The organism is Caballeronia arationis (assembly GCF_001544975.2).
Taxonomy (GTDB): Bacteria; Pseudomonadota; Gammaproteobacteria; order Burkholderiales; family Burkholderiaceae; genus Caballeronia; species Caballeronia arationis.
The window spans coordinates 15513-32375 of sequence record NZ_FCOG02000020.1 but is presented as its reverse complement, the minus strand read 5'-3'; the positions used below and the strand labels follow the sequence as shown (position 1 = coordinate 32375).

Here is a 16863-nt window from a genome sequence, read left to right as displayed (position 1 = left end):
ATGACTTCGACACCGCTTTTCAGGGCCTTGCCCGGCGCCGACGCGCCCATCGACATCTGGTTCAACGACCGGCCTTTGCGCGTCCTAGGCGGACGCTCGGTGGCTGCGGCGCTGCTCGCCGCCGGCATCGACCGCTTTCGTGCGACGCCCGTCTCGGGCGCACCGCGCGCGCCCTATTGCATGATGGGCGCGTGCTTCGAATGCCTCGTCGAAATCGACGGCGTGCCGAGCCGCCAGAGCTGCATGGTGACGGTGCGCGAAGGCATGCGCATCCATTCGCAGGAAGGCGCGCGCGATCTGCCGCCCGTCGAGTCCGAACCCGTGGAGAACGCTCATGGTCGCTGAACAGGTCGATGTGGTGGTGATCGGCGCGGGTCCGGCCGGTTTGAGCGCTGCGACGCGCGTGGCTGCGACGGGACTCTCCGTGGTCTTGCTCGACGAGCAGGACGCGGTCGGCGGGCAGATCTACCGGGCGATCGAGCGCACGGATGCGCGTCGCCGCGAGATTCTCGGTCCCGACTACGCGGCCGGCGCGACCATCGCCGTTGCGTTCGCCCGCTCGGGCGCGCGGCATGTCGCGAATGCCTCGGTGTGGCAGGTGACGCGCGAGCGCAGCGTCCATTACCTCAAGGACGGCAAGGTCGGCAGCTTCGAGGCGAAGCGCGTGGTCCTCGCAACCGGCGCGATGGAGCGTCCGTTCCCGATTCCCGGCTGGACGCTGCCCGGTGTGCTGACTGCGGGCGCCGCGCAGATCCTCTTGAAAAGCGCGGGTGAAGTGCCCGCCGAGCCGCCGGTGCTGGTGGGTTGCGGCCCGCTTCTCTATCTGCTCGGCTGGCAATACGTGCGTGCAGGCGTGCCGATTCGCGCGCTCGTCGATACCACCCGCCACGAAGACCGCTGGCGCGCGAAGCGTCATCTGCTTTCGGCGCTGCGTGCGTGGCCGTTCCTGAGCAAGGGTCTGCAGCTGATGCGCACGCTGCGCGAAGCAGGCGTGCCGATGCACGAAGCCGCCGACGACCTGCGCATCGAAGCCACGCGCAGCGCCGACGGCGTCGAGCGTGTCGCCGCCCTGCATTTCACGACACAGGGCAAGGCGCATCGCATCGATGCGAATCTGATTCTCTTGCATCAGGGCGTCGTGCCGAATACGCAGTTCACGCTCGCGCTGCGCGCGAAGCATCGATGGGATGCCGCGCAGCTTTGCTTCGCACCGGTGACGGACGCCTGGGGCGAACTCGACGTGCCAGGCATCTTCGTGGCCGGCGACGGCTCGGGCATCGGCGGCGCGCAGGCCGCGGCCGAGCAGGGTGAACTGAGCGCGCTCGCGGTCGCGGCGCAACTCGGCGCGATCGACATCGCGGCGCGCGACCGGCTTGCCGCGCCGCATCGCCGGAAGCTCGCCGATGTCATGCGCATCCGTCCGTTCCTCGACAGCCTCTATCGTCCGCGCGACGCGAACCGCATTCCCGCCGACGACGTGATCGTGTGCCGCTGCGAGGAAGTCACGGCCGGCGACGTGCGCGGCTTCGTCGCGCTCGGCTGCCTCGGACCGAATCAGGCGAAGTCGTTCGGCCGCTGCGGCATGGGACCGTGCCAGGGACGCATGTGCGGGCTGACGGTCACCGAAGTGATCGCGAGCGCGCGCAACGTGGAACCCGAAACCGTCGGTTATTACCGCATCAGGCCGCCGATCAAGCCGCTCACGCTCGGAGAACTCGCCGGTGAATAAGCCAGTCTCCGAATCCGATGTGCTCGTCGTCGGCGGCGGCCTGCACGGATCGAGCAGCGCGTTTCACATGGCGCGTCGCGGCGCGCGCGTGACCGTGCTCGAAGCCGATTACGTCGGACGGCATTCGTCGGGCGTGAACGCGGGCGGCGTGCGCACGCTCGGGCGGCCGCTGCCCGAAATCCCGCTCTCGCTGATGTCGCGTGAAATCTGGCACACGCTCGCCGAAACGATCGGCGACGATGGCGGCTTCGTGCCGTCCGGCCAGATGAAGATCGCCGAGACCGAAGCCGAACTGGACGATTGCCGCGAACGCGTCGCGCTGCTCGAATCGCACGGCTTCACGCACGAGAAGGTCATCGACCGCGAAACGCTGCTGGAACTGGAGCCGAACATCGCGCCACACGTGACGGGCGGAATCTGGGTCAAGCGCGACGGCTACGCGCTGCCCTTCCGTACCACGGCGTCCTTCCGGCTCGCCGCGCAGAAGCATGGCGCGATGTTCCATGAAGGCACGCCCGTCACGCGCATCGAGCAACGGGGGGAGCGCTGGCTCGCGCACACGGCATCGGGCACGCATGCGACGCAGAAGCTCGTCGTGACGGCGGGCGCGTGGGCCGGTGAACTCGCGCGGCAAGTGGGCGAGCCGGTGCCCGTGCACCCGGAAGGACTGATGCTGATGGTCACGCATCGCGTCGCGCCGTTTTGCCGCTCGACGCTTGGCGCGACCGGGCGACCGCTGTCGTTCAAGCAGTTCGACAACGGCACGGTCGTGATCGGCGGCAAGCTGATCGGCATCGCGGACCTGCCCGCGCGTCACGGCGAAGTGGACTTCGCGCGGCTCGTTCGCAGCGCCAACACGGTGGTCGATCTCTTTCCGCACCTGCGGCATCTCGGCATCAATCGCGCATGGGCGGGCGTGGAAGCGTTCACCGATGACTCGCTGCCCGTCATCTCGGCGAGCCGTCGCGCGTCGAATCTCACCTACTCGTTCGGCTATTGCGGCAGCGGCTTTCAGCTCGGGCCGGGCTGCGGCAAGCTCGTTTCCGAACTGGTGCTCGACGGGCGCGCGTCCCTGCCGCTGGATGCCTTCGCGATCGACCGTTTCGGCGCGATGGCTCATTGATTTTTCCGCGCATCGTCCGGTGCGCGGCATCGTTACCCAAGGAGTGCATTCACGCATGACCGATATCGTCAGAATCGAAACCAATCAGCGCATGAGCCGCGTCGTCAAGGCGGCTGGACTCGTGTTCATCGGCGGCCAGACGGCCAACGAGCGCACGCCCGATGTCAAGGCGCAGACCACGCAAGTGCTGGACAAGATCGACGGATTTCTGGAGAAGGCCGGCATCGACAAGACGCGGCTCGTCTCGGCGCAGGTCTGGCTCTCGGACATTGCGCGCGACTTCGCGGGCATGAACGAAGTGTGGGACGCCTGGGTGCCGGCTGGCTGCGCGCCGACGCGCGCGACGGTTCAATCGCAGCTTGCGGCGCCGGATCTGCTGGTCGAGATATCGGTGACGGCGCTCGGCTGATAGCGCCAGGGACACTCCCGCATCCACGACAGGCCGGCCGAAACTGCCGGCTATAACCGCCGTTCATATTGTCCGATTTGGCCGGATGTGCATGGGTATCGGTAACGGGTGGTCTGCTATAACTTAACGGGATTCGAACGACAGCATACAAACCCATTGCAGGACACGCCGCCTGCCTCCGTCGGAGAAACGCATGCCTCACGCCCGATCGACGATGGGCTCCGCGAATCACATGCGCCGCATGCCGCGTCGCTGTTACGGCGGATGCCTTGCCGCAACACCCGCAGGCGCGATCCCCCGACGGCAGCCTGAACATTGACTCGACCGCACACGAAGGAACGCCGCCGCACGAGGCCGGCACGCCTGACCGTGCCTTGCGCGGTCGCACTCATGCTGCTGACGCCTGCGGCGCTTGCGCAGTCTTATCGCGATGTCACGCCCGCGGCGCCGCCCACGCCGCCACGCCCTGTCGCGCCACCAGTGCCGCCGCAGCCCGCGACCGATTCGCCGCAGATCGCCGTCGGGACCCTGAACGGGCTCGTCTTCGATGCAGCCGGCAACGCGGCGCCCCTTGCCTCGATTGCCCGATCGAGCGCATCGAACGGGCGCATTTCGGCGTCCGGCCTTCCGCTACTCGACGAAGCATTCCTCGCCGGGTTCGCGCCGGACATCGGACGGCCCCTGAGCTTCGGACGCCTCGCCGAGATTCGCCGGGCCATCATCCAGCGATACCGCGACGCGGGCCTGCCGCTCGTTGACGTCTATGCACCCGAGCAGGACGTATCGAACGGCGTCGTGCACATCAGGGTTGCGAGCTACCGGCTCGGACAGGTGGTCGTGCGCGGCAATCGTCATTTCTCGAGCGAGCTGCTTGCGCGGGAAATGCCGATTGAAAGCGGCGCCACGATCCGCGAGTCTGATGTCGCTTCGGGCCTTTCCATCCTGAACGCAAATCCGTATCGCACCGTCGATGTCGTGTATGCGCCCGGCGAGGCCGAGAACACCACCAACGTCGTACTGCAAACCGAAGACCGCTTTCCGCTGCGGGTTTCGGGTGGCTATGACAATGCGGGCGTTCCGCAACTGGGCCGCGACCGTTTCTTTGCGGGCATCGACTACGGCAACCTCTTCGGGCTCGATCAGCAGATTGCATATCAGGCGACCGCGAGCAATGACCTGTTCGGCGGCAACCCGTACATCGAGGGGCGCACCAACCGGCCGCGCTTCGTCGCACATGCGCTCAACTATACGGCGCCCTTGCCGTGGCAGGACCGCATCGAGTTGTTCGGCGTCTATGCGCAGAGCACGCCGCGGCTTCCGGACAGCTACGGCCAGACCGGCATTTCCGCGCAGATAAGCTTTCGCTATGACTGGCGGCTTGCGCCGCTTGACGGGTGGCAGCAGCAGATCCAGTTCGGCTACGACTTCAAGCGTTCGAACAACGACCTGGAGTTTGGCGGATTTCAGGTCTTCAATTCGAACACCCACATTCACCAGTTCGTGTTCGCCTACGACGTGAACCGGCTCGATGCGCTCGGTCAGGCGCGCGCCAACGCGACGCTCGTACTGAGCCCGGGCCGCCTCGATAGCGACAACCAGGATGCAGCCTTCGACACCGCACGCCACGGCGCGACGCCGCGCTATGCGTATCTGCAACTTTCGGCACAGCGCGACGTGACGATGGGGCCCGGTTTCGCGCTATGGGGACGCGGCATGTTCCAGTGGACGCCCGATACGCTGTTGCCGAGCGAGGAGATGGGCCTCGGCGGCGAGAGCAGTGTGCGCGGCTATGACCCCTATGTCGTGCAGGGCGATCGCGGCTGGAACGTCCAGACCGAACTGCGCACGCCAGCGTGGATCATGGGCGCAAGCGGCGTAGCGCTGCAACCGTTCGTCTTCGTCGATGCGGGCCGTGTCTGGAATCGAATCGACCAGCCGACCGAGCCGAACAATGGATCGCTCGTCAGTGTGGGCGCGGGATTCCGCTTTCAGCTTCGACGCTATGTCAACGTGCGCGGGACCTATGGGTTTCCGCTGCGCGCGGCCGTGCCCAACGGATCCAAGGCGCCCTTAGGGATGCTTTATGTGTTGATCGGTTCCTGATACCGCCCCGCTTGAAGTGACACGCGTGTGTCCGGTACGGCACGCTATTCGCTCTACGCAGATGCAGCATAGATTTTCTTAGCATGCGGTCAAGTTTGTTCTAAAACTAAGAGGCTAAAGACAACACTAAAAACACACGCTAAAGCCAGGCGGTCACCGAACTGTTCCATAAGCAATCCGGAGGAGCACGTCATGCAGCGTTCTTTTCATCATGCGGACATCGATCATTCGCAACGCCGGATGTCTGTGTTGCATGTCCGGGGCGATGCCGTGCTGGCCTTCATCCTCTGCGCGATGAGCGCCAGCGCGCTCGCGGCGGGACCGCTTCCGCAAGGCGGGCAGTTCGTCGCCGGCGCGGGATCGATAACGACGAGCAGCACCGCCGTGAACATCGCGCAGAACACGCCGCGCGCCGTGATCGACTGGCGCAGCTTCTCCATCGGCAACGGCAATACCGTCAACGTGTACAACGGCACGGGTGCCACGCTGAGCCGCGTGACCGGTATCGATCACTCGGTGATCGACGGCAAGCTTGCGGCCTCGGGTAGCTTTTACCTTATCAATCCACAAGGCATCGTGGTCGGACCGAACGGTGTCGTCACCACGGGCGGGCGCTTCGTTGCATCGACACTCGACATCGGCAATAACAACTTCATGAGCGGCGGCCCGCTCAACCTTACCGGTTCGAGCGATGGCGTCGTCGTCAATCTCGGCAAGATCAGTTCGACCGGCGGCGATGTCTTTCTCATCTCCCGCAAGCTCGTCGAGAACGATGGCAGCATCAGCGCGCCGAACGGATCGGCGGAACTCGCCACTGGTAGGCAGGTGTTGCTCAAGGACTCGTCGACCGGTCCGCAGGTCTTCGTTCAGGCAGGCACGCACGGCGACGTCGTGAACAAGGGCACGATCGAGGCAGCGCAGATCGACCTGCGTGCAGCGGACGGCAACGTGTTTGCGCTCGCGGGTCAACACGACGACCTGCGTGCGACCGGCACCGCGACGCGCGAAGGCAAGGTGTGGCTCGTCGCCGACCGCGGCACGGCGCACGTGCATTCGAAGGTCGAGGCATCGAATACGGACGGCACCGGCGGCACGGTGATCACGACCGGCAACACGCTGCATCTCGACGACGCCGCGATCGATGCAGCGTTATGGGACATCAGCGCGCCCGAGTTCAACGCCGGCCCGCTGAACTCGGCGACACTCGCGCGCAACCTGTCGAGCGGCACGTCGGTCACGGTGAACGCGACCGGCGGCACCAATGGAAGCGGCGACATCAACCTCGGCGCGGCCGTGCGATGGACCGGCGATGCGTCGCTCACGCTGAGCGCGGTCCATAACGTGACGCTCGGCCCGCTGGTGACGCTCGCGAACACCGGCGCTGGCAACCTGACGCTGCGCGCCGATTCGCACGCCAGCGACAATGGCGGCAGCATCCTGAGCAGCGGCACCCTCGACTGGTCGCAGGGAACGGGCATCATCTCGGCGTTTTACGACATGAACGGCACCTATACGCGCGCAACGGTGCGGCAGAATGAATCGTGGAACCCGGCGCCATACAGCGGCCTCAAGACGCAGTACACCGTTTATCAGCTCGTCAATTCGAACGCGGATCTGGCGAAGATGGGAGACAACCTCGCCGCCAACTATGCGCTTGGCCGCGATCTCGATCTGGCGCCGGACGTAGGCAAGATCAACGTCATCGGCGGGGGCATCGCGCTCTCCGGCCAGTTCGACGGCATGGGCCACACCATCAGCCATTTCAACGGATATCAGGTCGGGACCGAGCCGACTTTCGTCGGCCTCTTCGGCGCGATCTACACGGGCGGTGTCGTGCGCAATCTGGGCGTGATCGATTCGAGCGCTTCCGGCTCTTACAACACGCCGGCTGGCATCCTAACCGCGGTCAACAGCGGGCTGATCTCGAACGTATATACCACCGGCTCGACCGGTTCGCCCGAAGTGACCGGGCGCGGTGGCGGCGGCCTCGTCGCACGCAACGAAGGCACCATCGAGCGCTCGTGGAGCAGCGCGACCGTCGGCGGCCAGGGAGACTATAGCGGCCTTGTCGGCGTGAACAACGGCAAGATCATCCAGTCGTTCGCGACCGGAGCGGTCTATGGCGGATCGCATGCGGAGGGCGGCGGTCTGGTCTCGCAGAACAACGGATCGATCACGCAATCGTATGCGTCCGGCTCTGCGCAGATGTATTACAACGGTGGCCTGGTCCTCGACAACACCCGCACCGGCACGATCAGCGAGTCGTTCGCGACCACCCACATCGTTCCGCAATTCGATCCCGCACTGAAGGGCGGCGTGGCGTTCTCCAATGCCGGGACGATCGCGAACAACGTGTACTGGGATGTGGGGATGACCGGGGCGACCAACTCGGTCTACGGCGGCACGCCGTTGCCTGCCGCGAACGGACTGAGCACCGTGCAGATGCGCACGGCATCGAGCTTCGACTCCAGCTGGGACTTCGGCCCGACCGGCACGTGGGTCATTCCCGCGGGCGAGCAGCATCCGGTTTTGCGCTGGCAACTCGAGACTCAGTGACGATCATTGCGTCGAGACATCGCCGTCACGTGCGGCGACCCGGATGAAAGCGCCGGTCGACGCGCGCGAGCAGGCTGCGTGACAGACGCGTCGCGCGTCCCTGAATCAGCCACTCCGACGCGCGCGAGAGCGCATACGACGTGCAAAGCACCGCGAGCAGCGTCGCACTGAATAGCGCGAGCGAGACATCGCTGTCCGTTTGCCTGAAGTCACGCTCGAAGAAGTGAAACGTCGCGTAGACGCAGATGAAGTGCCAGAGATAGATGCCGTAGCTTTCGCGACCGAGCGCATCGGCGCAACGTCGGACGAACGTGTTGCTCGGCGCTCTGCGTCGGGCGGCAGCCCTGCGCGAACTCACGAACAACAGGAAGGCGACCGCGCCGCACGCCGCGACCAGTGGCGCAAGCTCATGCGCCTTCGCGAACCACACGCCGAGCGCTCCGGTCGCGAACGTCAGGACCAGCGCGAGGGAGAAATAGAGCCATGTCGCTTGCCGCGTCGCGGCGGAGTCACCCAGGAGACGGGAGCGGAACACGTACCACGCCCACATCCCGACGATGAAACACGGCCCCTGCACCGGCGGCCAGAAATAAGCGAACGAGTTGTTGCTGACGTGACACTCCAGCACCCCGCTGCACTCGCCGACCCAAACGGCAATGACGGACGACGCAAGCAGCAATACCGTCGCCACGAGCAGGCGCGTGCGGTTCATCGCAACGAAGAACAGGAGCGGCGCAATCAGATAGAACAGCATCTCGACGCCAATCGACCATCCTCCCGGCACGACGTTGTTGATGGCCGTCGGCGACAACGCATGCAGGAACAGCACGTTGAGCAGGATATCGATCGGTCCGTGCGCGCCGAGCACCCACGCGCGCTCGTAGCCCGAACGCGTCGCACCGTAGCTGATGAGGCCGTAGACGGCGATCGCCGCGTAGTACATCGGGGCGATGCGGAAGAAGCGCTTGATATAGAAACGCAACGTGACATGACGAGCGTCGGCGCAGCGCGCGTGGTCCACTTCGAGCGTCATGAAGATCGTGATCGCGCTGATCACGAAGAACAGCTGCACGCCGTATTGGCCCATGCGCGCAAGCAGCGTCACGCCGTCCGGCAGATTGGGAAACTGAAACGACAGGTGTACGGCGACAACTCCGACGATCGCGAGCGCCCGACCTGCGTCGAGCGCGGCAACGCGTCCTTTCTCCATCGATACTCCTCCTCGCGGTTCGTGTTGCCCGCTGGCCCGCTAAAAGGCCGCGAGGTCCGTGGACAGCACACGATCCGTCGAAGTTCCCGAAAAGTTCGTACGGAAGCGGTCGCGCAGGCCGGCAGGTGGTTGGCCATCCGTGGATACCCCATGCCGCCGGAGGGCTCCATTTCACGCAATTGCCATATGCCGCACGTGTAATGGCTGTCACCGTCGCGCGGACCCGGGCATGGCCCTTGCTCTACGCTTTCGCCCGCTTGTGTCCATCTGTTAGGCAACCGACAGACCCAGGCCGCCCAACACGACAACATTAATCATGTTCACGACCAAACCTTGCACCGCTACATGCGTCCTCGATGGCGCGCCCGTCATCCTGACTTTTTTCCCCGACACGCATCTCCTGCGCATCTGCAACGCCGCTGGCGTGTGTCTGCGCGAAGTCCGGTGGCCGGCTTCATGGCGAATCCTGCTGGCGACGCTGCGCGAGTTCAGTCAGCGCGCCGACGAAGGCAGCGGCGTCGAATCGCGCCTCGATGAAATGCTCGAAAGCCAGCCGGCGCCCGCGATGGCCTGAACATCGCGACGATTTTTTTATCCGCGAGCAAGGGCTCGCTCAATGCTGCAACGAGGAAACGATGGCAACAGGAACAGTGAAGTGGTTCAACGATGCAAAGGGCTTCGGCTTCATCACGCCGGACGACGGCAGCCCTGACGTTTTCGCGCACTTTTCGGAAATCCAGGCGAACGGCTTCAAGAGCCTTCAGGAGAATCAGAAGGTGTCGTTCGAAGTAAGACAAGGACCTAAGGGCCTGCAGGCTGCGAACATCCAGCCGCAGTAAGCTGCATCGGGCGTGGCGCGGGCCACGCCCTCTATTTCGTTCATGCCCGCGGTGTCGTTCCCCGCGTCTCCACAGCACGCAGGAAGTCGAAATCGACACCCTTGTCGGCTTGCGTCACGCTCTGCAAAAAGAGCTTCCGATAGCCGCGGTCGCCGCTCGGCTCGACCACCGGCTTCTCCTTCGCGCGGCGCGCCAACTCTTCATCTGAAACGAGCAGATCGATCCCCCGCCTCGATACGGAAAGCCGGATGCGGTCACCGCTTCGCACATGCGCGAGCGGCCCGCCGATCGCGGACTCGGGCGTCACGTGCAGCACGATGGTCCCGAATGCCGTGCCGCTCATGCGGCCATCGGAGATGCGCACCATGTCCTTGACGCCTGCCATCGCGAGCTTCTTCGGAATCGGGATGTAGCCCGCTTCGGGCATGCCGGGCGCGCCTTTCGGACCGATGTTCCTGAGCACGAGGATGTCGTCGGCGTTCACGTCGAGGTCGTCTGAGTCGATGCGCCCTGCGACGTCCGCCGCGTTCTCGAACACGACCGCGCGGCCTTCGTGCTCCATCAGGCGCGCATCGGCGGCCGACTGCTTGATGATCGCCCCGCCCGGCGCGAGATTCCCCTGCAGCACCGCAATGCCGCCCTGCGGATAGATCGGATCGGCGAACGGACGCACGACTTTTTGCGCGAACGCGGGCCCGGCTGCGTCGATCTCTTCGCCGAGCGTGCGGCCGGTCACCGTCAGCGCATCCAGATGCAGCAGCGGCTTGAGTTCGCGCAGGAGCGTCGCCATGCCGCCCGCCTTGTCGAAGTCCTCCATGTAGTGCTGCCCGGACGGCTTCAGGTCGAGCAGCACCGGCGTTTCGCGGCCCATGCGGTCGAGCGCCTTCAGGTCGACGTCGAAACCCATGCGTCCCGCGATCGCCGTCAGGTGCACGATGCCGTTGGTCGAGCCGCCGATCGCGAGCAGCACGCGCATCGCGTTCTCGAAGGCCTCTGCTGTGAGAATCTTGTCGATCGTGAGGCCGTCTCGGGCCATCTGCACGGCCTCCTTGCCGGTCAGCTCCGCGATGCGCATGCGCTGCGCCGTGACGGCGGGCGGCGACGCGCCGCCCGGCACCGTCATGCCGAGGGCCTCCGCGATGCACGCCATCGTGCTCGCCGTCCCCATCACGGAGCAGGTGCCCACGCTTGCGACGAGCTGGTCGTTGACCGCCGCAATCTCCGCCTCGTCGATCTCCTCGGCGCGAAAGCGCGCCCAGTAACGGCGACAGTCCGTGCACGCGCCGACGCGCTCCGAGCGATGCGAGCCCGTCAGCATCGAACCGGTGATGAGCTGGATCGCGGGAATGCCCGCCGACGCCGCGCCCATCAGTTGAGCGGGGACGGTCTTGTCGCAGCCGCCGATGAGCACGACGGCGTCCATCGGCTGGGCGCGCAGCATTTCCTCGGTGTCCATCGACATGAGGTTGCGCAGGTACATGCTCGTCGGCTGCGAGAACGATTCGGCGATGGAGATGGTCGGGAATTCCATCGGCAGTCCGCCGGCGAGCATCACGCCGCGCTTCACGGCTTCAATCAGTTGAGGCGAGTTGCCGTGGCACGGGTTGTACGCGCTGCCGGTATCGACGATGCCGATCACCGGGCGGTCGAGCGCGCTGTCGGTGTAGCCCGCGCCCTTGATGAACGCCTTGCGCAGGAAGAGCGAGAAGCCGTTGTCGCCGTAACTCGTGAGCGATTTGCGCAGGCCCGTGGGAGCGTCGTCGGACGGGGACGGTTGGTCGGGAGTGTCGGTCATGGCGATTGGCGATGGATGGGGATTGTCGGGGGCGCGAGGCAGCGCCTCTGGGTCGATTATCCCCAGATATGGGGAAAGGGGCACGCGAAAGAGCGAGGACATCGCGGCCTGCAAGAAGCGGGGATGATGCCCCAACCGCTCACCGTGCCCCCGGCCCAGCCTGTTGCGAAATCGCCCGGCAGGCTCCCCTGAGCGGCCCGACATAGGTTTCGAGCGGCGTCGTGCACTTCCTGAACAGCGGAATGCTGATACTGACGCATGCCATCGGGCGTCCGTTCGAGTCGAGGATCGCGCAGCCATAGCAGAAGATCTGCGCTTCGTTTTCCTCGCGGTCTTCCGCGTAGCCGCGCGCGCGCGTGGCATCGAGTTCGGCATCGAGCGCGGCCCGCTCGACGATCGTATTGGGCGTGAAGCGCTCGAACGACAGGCCGCGCAGAAGCGCATCCCGCTCCGCTGGCGCGAGCGCCGAGAGATAAGCCTTGCCGACCGAACTCGAATACAGCGTGACACGCGTGCCAATGCGCGACGCCATGCGCACTGCGTGCGGGCTCTCCAGCTTCTCGATGTAGACCATTTCCGAGCCGCTGCGCACGGCGAGATGCACGGTCTCGTGCGTGACGTCGCGCAGCGTCTGCAGGGCCTCGGCGGCCGCGATGCGCAAATCGGAGCGGTCCCAGCTGCGGCTCGCAAGCGAAATCAATCGCGGACCGAGTTCGAAGCACGCGCCCCGCCGCGACTCGACCACGAGCCCTTCTGCCAGGAGCGCACCGACGATCCGATACACCGTCGGCCGCGGATAGCCCGTCAGCGCGGCGAGTTCGGCGACGCCCGGCGCCTCGCTGGCGTCGGCGATCAGTTGCAGGACCGCCATGAACTTCGAGAAGGCGGCGGTGCCGGTGGCTTTTCCCGCGTCGAGCGAAGCGGATTCGGAGGGTGCTGGCATGAACGTCGAGAGAGCGGCGCGGAGGATGCTCGATTATAGCGAGCGGTCCGGCGCCGCCTGCTCGCTACGCGACCATGTACCCGCCATCGACGGGAACGATCGTGCCGGTCATGAAGGACGCCGCCGGCGAGCACAAGAACGCGACCACGCGCGCCACATCCTCGGGCTGTCCCCAGCGCTTCATCGGCGTGCGGTCGAGTATGCCCTGCGAGCGGCCGTCGTCGTCCTGCAAGGCCTGCGTGAGCGGCGTCGCGATCCAGCCAGGCGCCACGGCGTTCACGCGGATGCCGTCGGCGGCGTAAGCGATCGCGAGCGACTTCGTCAGTTGCGCGACGCCGCCCTTGCTCGCGCTATACGCAGGCACGAGGCCGCCACCGAAGAAGCTCAGCATCGACGCCGTGTTCACGATCGATCCGCCGCTCGCCTTCAGGCGCTCGCGCGCGGCGGCGCACATGCGCATCGTGCCGCCAAGGTTCACCGCGATCACACGCTCGAACACGCCGATGTCATGTTCGTCGCCACGCCGGATCATGCCGGCGCAGTTCACGAGCACGTCGAGCGTATCGAGGCGTTCGAAGAGAGCGGCGACGCTCGCGTCGTCGGCAACATCGAGCGGCGCGACCTCGATGCGCGGTTCGAGCGCTTCGCGCTGCTCCGCCGTGGGCGCGATGCCCGCCGCGATCACGCGTGCCCCGAGCATCGCGAACTCTTCCGCAATGCCCGCGCCGATGCCTTGCGTGCCGCCGCTCACGACGACGGTCTTGCCCTTGAACAGATCTCTTTGGAAAGTCATATCGAATGTGAAGTTTTAAACCGCGGCCACGGCCTGCGCGTCCTGTTCCGAATCCTGGATCGGCACTCGGACGACGAACATGTAGACGAGCGCCGCCGCGAACGCCACGCCCGCGCTGATCAGGAACGCGTTCACGAACGAATGCGTCTTGTCGACGACAAGTCCGGTGATGAACGGCGCAAACGATCCGCCGAAGTAGCCGCCGAAGTTCTGGATACTGCCGAGCGACGCCACCATGTGACGCGGCGCCGCCACGCTGACGAGCGCCCAGGCCGCACCGCTCGCCATGTTGACGAAGAACATCGCCGCCGACAGGTACACGATCGCGAGCGTCAGGTTCGGCGTGAACGCGGCGGGCACCGTAAAGAGCGCCGCGCCGATGAGCCCCGTGCAGATCGGCCATTTGCGGCTGCGGATCGGCGCGACGCCGCGTGCCATCAAACCATCGGCGACGAAGCCGCTGGACAGCATGCCGAGCGTGCCGAAGAGATAGGGAATCGACACGATCCAGCCGGTCTTCGCGATGGTCAGATGGCGCTCGTGTTCGAGGTACGCGGGCAGCCACGTGAGGTACAGCCACACCATGTAGATCACGCCCATGAAGCCGAAGATCATGCCCCAGGTCGTCGCCTTGCCGAACAGGCCGCGCCATTCCGCGAAGCTCATGCTGCGTTCCGCGCGCTGCTGCGCCTCGCCTTCGGTCAGATGCGCGATCTCCTGCGGTTCGAGCGCGACGTCGCGGCGGTTGCGATAGACGATGTACCAGCCGATCGCCACCGCGATCCCCAGCACACCCGTGATCACGAACATGTAGCGCCAGCCGAACACGAGCAGGAGCGCCGTCAGGATCGGCGGCGCGAGCGCCGGGCCGATGGTCGACGAGGTCACGAAGATGCCCGTCGGCTTGCCGCGCTCGCGCAGCGCGAACCATTCGCTCACGACCTTCGCGCCGGCCGGAAACTGCGGCGCCTCGCCGATGCCGAGCGCGATGCGCGCAAACAGGAACTGCTGCAGGCTCGTCACGAGGCCGCCGAACAGCTGCGCGACCGACCACACGAACATCCCGAGGCCGAGCATGATGCGCGCGCCGAAACGGTCGAGCATCACGCCGATCGGCAATTGCGAGAACGCGTACGCAAACGAGAACGCCGACAGCAGCAAGCCCATCTGCGAGGCCGACAGCCCCAGTTCCTGGCTCACCGAATGATTGGCGATCGACAGCGTGCTGCGATCGAGATAATTGACGATTCCCGCCAGCGTGAGAAACGTGAGTGCGACCCACTGGATGCGCTTCAAGCGCGGTGACTTTGCCTGCATGATGTCTCCTTTGGCGCTCTGACGGGCGCTCTTTCGAGTTCGATTTGTGTTGTCTGCGATGACCGCGCGCGGCGCGGCCGGCCGGCAGGATGTCAGCGGATGAACTGGTCGACGTAGTCCGCGCCGAGGCCGACCTCGGTGAAGTGCTTGCGGCACATGTCGATCTTGGTGAAGACGTCTTCGTAGCCGGTGTGATTGCCGTACGGATCGCAGTAGTACATGACGCCGTTCACCTGGAAGTACGTGATCATTTCCTCGACGTCTTCGGGCACGTAGAGCGTGTGCGTCTCGCCGGGCGGCTCGAATACGTAGCTGCCTTCCGTTGCGACCCAGTCGTGCTCCAGATAGCGCCACCTGCCCTTGAGCACCATGCCGTGCACGGCTTGCGGATGCCGGTGACGCGACAGGACGCCGGACTTGCGCACGCGCAGCAGGTTCATCCAGTAGCCCGTCGACGCGTTGAGGCACAGCGGCCGGAACCAGACATTCTCGGCTTGCGGCACCCAGAGCCGCTCGTCCTTCGGAATCGCCGATTCGACTACGATTTCCTTCGACGCCTCGGCGGGAAAAGGAAGTTGATAAGGCGTGAGTGCTTCCGCCGTGGGATTTGGCGCGGTCATCGCGTCTCCTTGTCCATATTGTGGATAATGAACCGTATTATGGACAATATTCCGTGCGATGTTGACGCGTGTCAAGCGTTTTGACTTGACACGTCGGTCCGTGGTCCGCGCGTTTCCAAAGCTCGCGCCCGAGCGCCCTCATTTGCCGCTCATTCTCGGCGCCTACCTTTACTTCCGTCGACGCAACGCGCAGTGCCAACAACGAGCACCGCGTTCGTCGCAAACCACGACGGAGGTCATCATGTTTGCGCGTCTCTACCATGTTCTTCACGACTCCATGCTCCATGCCCGCAATCGTCAGCGCGACGACTATCTGGCGGCATCGAGCGATCTCGCCGAGCTCGAGCACCGCATGCGCCGCCTCGAAACCGACCCCTTCGATAGCTGGCCGGCAAGCGAAGGATTCCAGCACGGGCATCGCCGGGACCACTGAAGCGCGATGCCGGATCGGCGCGATCACGCCGGCCGTCCTCATTCTTCCCTCACTTTCGGCAAGCACACTTCAGTCGGTCAGCGAGGCAGGACGCCCGCATCGACCAGAGCCGGACAGGACACATCAGGAGAACATCATGAAAGCGATCAGGAAAATCATCGTTGCCGCCGCATTGAGCGCCGGTCTCGTGACGGCAGCGCAGGCGCATATGTTCGTTGGCGTGGGAATCGTGGGCGGCCCGGTGTTTCCGGTCGGATCGTCCGCGCAGGTTGCGCCGCCGCTGCCCGTCTTCGCAGCGTCGACCGATGCCGGTCCCGCGCCGCTGCCGCCCGAAGCGCCGCCGACCGCGTTCGCCGAGCCTGTCGTGTCGAGCTATTCCGCTTTGACCGGACACGACGCGCCGGCTACGGGCAGCAACGGGACCTGAGGGCAGCGCCCAGAAACGCCACGCTCATTCCCGCCTCATTTTTTGCGCAGATCATGCACGCATCGAATCGACCTGAACGGAGAAGCATCATGAACGCGATCACCATTTCCCTCCTAGCCATCGTTCTTGCCGCCGCGCTTGCGGGCGTCGCTCCGGCCTCGCGCTTCGTGCAGCGCGAAGCGGCCACGTTCCAGGCTCACGAGGCAGCGGCGGCCCCGAGCGCTCACCAATTGCTGACTTGATGACCGCGCGCGCAACGCCCCGCTCATCCCGCCAGCAGAATCCCATTTGAACGCCGCGCGATCAGGCCGGCCGTCGCCGTGGCCGCGATGCCCCAGCAGAGAAATATCGACGTCACTGCGAGATCCTGAAGCGTGGGCGCGCGAAGTCTGCGCGTCATGCGTGCGCCGTTCTTGAAGTAAGTGAAAGCGGTCCGGTGGACGGCCGCGACCATCAGCAAGAAGCTTGCCGCGCCGCGTCCTGACGACCTTGTTCCGCGGCGATTCACTCCACGTCAGCGATCATTAGGCCTTTTCGATTTGCCTCGGCAATCGACTCCGTCTACA

Annotated in this window: 18 protein-coding genes; 11 read left to right on the top strand and 7 right to left on the bottom strand. The window is 65.2% G+C overall.

Translation table 11 applies throughout. The features are described 5' to 3' along the window. The 6 genes from AWB81_RS14510 (at position 1) to AWB81_RS14485 (ending at position 7920) form a co-directional block, all read left to right on the top strand. Positions 1-345: a (2Fe-2S)-binding protein gene (locus tag AWB81_RS14510; protein WP_062636437.1), complete on the top strand. Its 345-nt coding sequence runs from the start codon at positions 1-3 to the stop codon at positions 343-345. Next, positions 335-1729, top strand: a complete 1395-nt coding sequence (locus AWB81_RS14505) for an NAD(P)/FAD-dependent oxidoreductase (RefSeq protein WP_062636436.1) — start codon at positions 335-337, stop codon at positions 1727-1729. Before AWB81_RS14510 ends, AWB81_RS14505 begins: the two co-directional genes overlap by 11 nt. Next, positions 1722-2852 (top strand): NAD(P)/FAD-dependent oxidoreductase, encoded by a 1131-nt coding sequence (locus AWB81_RS14500; RefSeq protein ID WP_062636435.1) that lies wholly within the window; start codon positions 1722-1724, stop codon positions 2850-2852. Before AWB81_RS14505 ends, AWB81_RS14500 begins: the two co-directional genes overlap by 8 nt. 55 nt (positions 2853-2907) lie before the next feature. After that, the gene (locus tag AWB81_RS14495; protein WP_062636433.1) at positions 2908-3261 is read left to right on the top strand and encodes a RidA family protein; all 354 of its coding nucleotides are present in this window, start codon (positions 2908-2910) and stop codon (positions 3259-3261) included. Positions 3262-3651: 390 nt separating this feature from the next. Next, on the top strand, positions 3652-5364 hold the full coding sequence (locus AWB81_RS14490; protein ID WP_062636432.1) for a ShlB/FhaC/HecB family hemolysin secretion/activation protein: 1713 nt from the start codon (positions 3652-3654) through the stop codon (positions 5362-5364). 192 nt (positions 5365-5556) lie between these two features. After that, complete coding sequence (locus AWB81_RS14485) at positions 5557-7920, top strand: two-partner secretion domain-containing protein (protein WP_235025800.1); 2364 nt, start codon at positions 5557-5559, stop codon at positions 7918-7920. A 25-nt stretch (positions 7921-7945) separates the two neighbouring features. On the opposite strand, the gene AWB81_RS14480 is transcribed toward AWB81_RS14485, so the two are convergent. Further along, entirely contained in the window at positions 7946-9130 is a 1185-nt protein-coding gene (locus AWB81_RS14480; protein WP_062636431.1) for an acyltransferase family protein, read from the bottom strand. Positions 9131-9446: 316 nt separating this feature from the next. Here AWB81_RS14480 and AWB81_RS14475 point away from each other — a divergent pair, with 316 nt between their 5' ends. Beyond that, on the top strand, positions 9447-9704 hold the full coding sequence (locus AWB81_RS14475) for a hypothetical protein (RefSeq protein ID WP_062636430.1): 258 nt from the start codon (positions 9447-9449) through the stop codon (positions 9702-9704). Positions 9705-9765: 61 nt separating this feature from the next. Further along, positions 9766-9969: a cold-shock protein gene (locus AWB81_RS14470; protein WP_062636429.1), complete on the top strand. Its 204-nt coding sequence runs from the start codon at positions 9766-9768 to the stop codon at positions 9967-9969. A gap of 40 nt (positions 9970-10009) precedes the next feature. Here the strand turns inward: AWB81_RS14470 and AWB81_RS14465 are convergent, their stop codons facing one another. From AWB81_RS14465 to AWB81_RS14445, 5 genes are all read right to left on the bottom strand, one after another. Continuing rightward, on the bottom strand, positions 10010-11764 hold the full coding sequence (locus tag AWB81_RS14465) for an IlvD/Edd family dehydratase (protein ID WP_062636428.1): 1755 nt from the start codon (positions 11762-11764) through the stop codon (positions 10010-10012). Positions 11765-11903: 139 nt separating this feature from the next. Beyond that, on the bottom strand, positions 11904-12707 hold the full coding sequence (locus AWB81_RS14460; RefSeq protein WP_062636427.1) for an IclR family transcriptional regulator: 804 nt from the start codon (positions 12705-12707) through the stop codon (positions 11904-11906). 64 nt (positions 12708-12771) lie between these two features. Then, on the bottom strand, positions 12772-13500 hold the full coding sequence (locus tag AWB81_RS14455) for an SDR family NAD(P)-dependent oxidoreductase (RefSeq protein ID WP_062636422.1): 729 nt from the start codon (positions 13498-13500) through the stop codon (positions 12772-12774). Between the two features lie 15 nt (positions 13501-13515). Beyond that, entirely contained in the window at positions 13516-14817 is a 1302-nt protein-coding gene (locus tag AWB81_RS14450; RefSeq protein WP_062636421.1) for an MFS transporter, read from the bottom strand. Between the two features lie 92 nt (positions 14818-14909). Next, complete coding sequence (locus tag AWB81_RS14445) at positions 14910-15437, bottom strand: 2,4'-dihydroxyacetophenone dioxygenase family protein (protein WP_062636420.1); 528 nt, start codon at positions 15435-15437, stop codon at positions 14910-14912. Between the two features lie 241 nt (positions 15438-15678). Here AWB81_RS14445 and AWB81_RS44695 point away from each other — a divergent pair, with 241 nt between their 5' ends. From AWB81_RS44695 to AWB81_RS45700, 3 genes are all read left to right on the top strand, one after another. Then, positions 15679-15870, top strand: a complete 192-nt coding sequence (locus AWB81_RS44695) for a DUF3563 family protein (protein WP_143753690.1) — start codon at positions 15679-15681, stop codon at positions 15868-15870. Between the two features lie 136 nt (positions 15871-16006). Next, positions 16007-16297: a hypothetical protein gene (locus AWB81_RS14435; RefSeq protein ID WP_062636418.1), complete on the top strand. Its 291-nt coding sequence runs from the start codon at positions 16007-16009 to the stop codon at positions 16295-16297. 89 nt (positions 16298-16386) lie between these two features. After that, complete coding sequence (locus AWB81_RS45700) at positions 16387-16539, top strand: hypothetical protein (protein ID WP_159938896.1); 153 nt, start codon at positions 16387-16389, stop codon at positions 16537-16539. Between the two features lie 23 nt (positions 16540-16562). On the opposite strand, the gene AWB81_RS48275 is transcribed toward AWB81_RS45700, so the two are convergent. After that, the gene (locus AWB81_RS48275) at positions 16563-16697 is read right to left on the bottom strand and encodes a hypothetical protein (protein WP_268811741.1); all 135 of its coding nucleotides are present in this window, start codon (positions 16695-16697) and stop codon (positions 16563-16565) included. Positions 16698-16863: the final 166 nt, after the last annotated feature.

Coding starts and splice junctions, on each gene's coding strand:
- AWB81_RS14510 (WP_062636437.1), top strand. CDS start 1: ATGACTTCGACACCGCTTTTCAGGGCCTTGCCCGGCGCCGACGCGCCC.
- AWB81_RS14505 (WP_062636436.1), top strand. CDS start 335: ATGGTCGCTGAACAGGTCGATGTGGTGGTGATCGGCGCGGGTCCGGCC.
- AWB81_RS14495 (WP_062636433.1), top strand. CDS start 2,908: ATGACCGATATCGTCAGAATCGAAACCAATCAGCGCATGAGCCGCGTC.
- AWB81_RS14490 (WP_062636432.1), top strand. CDS start 3,652: ATGCTGCTGACGCCTGCGGCGCTTGCGCAGTCTTATCGCGATGTCACG.
- AWB81_RS14485 (WP_235025800.1), top strand. CDS start 5,557: ATGCAGCGTTCTTTTCATCATGCGGACATCGATCATTCGCAACGCCGG.
- AWB81_RS14480 (WP_062636431.1), bottom strand. CDS start 9,130: ATGGAGAAAGGACGCGTTGCCGCGCTCGACGCAGGTCGGGCGCTCGCG.
- AWB81_RS14475 (WP_062636430.1), top strand. CDS start 9,447: ATGTTCACGACCAAACCTTGCACCGCTACATGCGTCCTCGATGGCGCG.
- AWB81_RS14470 (WP_062636429.1), top strand. CDS start 9,766: ATGGCAACAGGAACAGTGAAGTGGTTCAACGATGCAAAGGGCTTCGGC.
- AWB81_RS14465 (WP_062636428.1), bottom strand. CDS start 11,764: ATGACCGACACTCCCGACCAACCGTCCCCGTCCGACGACGCTCCCACG.
- AWB81_RS14460 (WP_062636427.1), bottom strand. CDS start 12,707: ATGCCAGCACCCTCCGAATCCGCTTCGCTCGACGCGGGAAAAGCCACC.
- AWB81_RS14455 (WP_062636422.1), bottom strand. CDS start 13,500: ATGACTTTCCAAAGAGATCTGTTCAAGGGCAAGACCGTCGTCGTGAGC.
- AWB81_RS14450 (WP_062636421.1), bottom strand. CDS start 14,817: ATGCAGGCAAAGTCACCGCGCTTGAAGCGCATCCAGTGGGTCGCACTC.
- AWB81_RS14445 (WP_062636420.1), bottom strand. CDS start 15,437: ATGACCGCGCCAAATCCCACGGCGGAAGCACTCACGCCTTATCAACTT.
- AWB81_RS44695 (WP_143753690.1), top strand. CDS start 15,679: ATGTTTGCGCGTCTCTACCATGTTCTTCACGACTCCATGCTCCATGCC.
- AWB81_RS14435 (WP_062636418.1), top strand. CDS start 16,007: ATGAAAGCGATCAGGAAAATCATCGTTGCCGCCGCATTGAGCGCCGGT.
- AWB81_RS45700 (WP_159938896.1), top strand. CDS start 16,387: ATGAACGCGATCACCATTTCCCTCCTAGCCATCGTTCTTGCCGCCGCG.
- AWB81_RS48275 (WP_268811741.1), bottom strand. CDS start 16,697: ATGACGCGCAGACTTCGCGCGCCCACGCTTCAGGATCTCGCAGTGACG.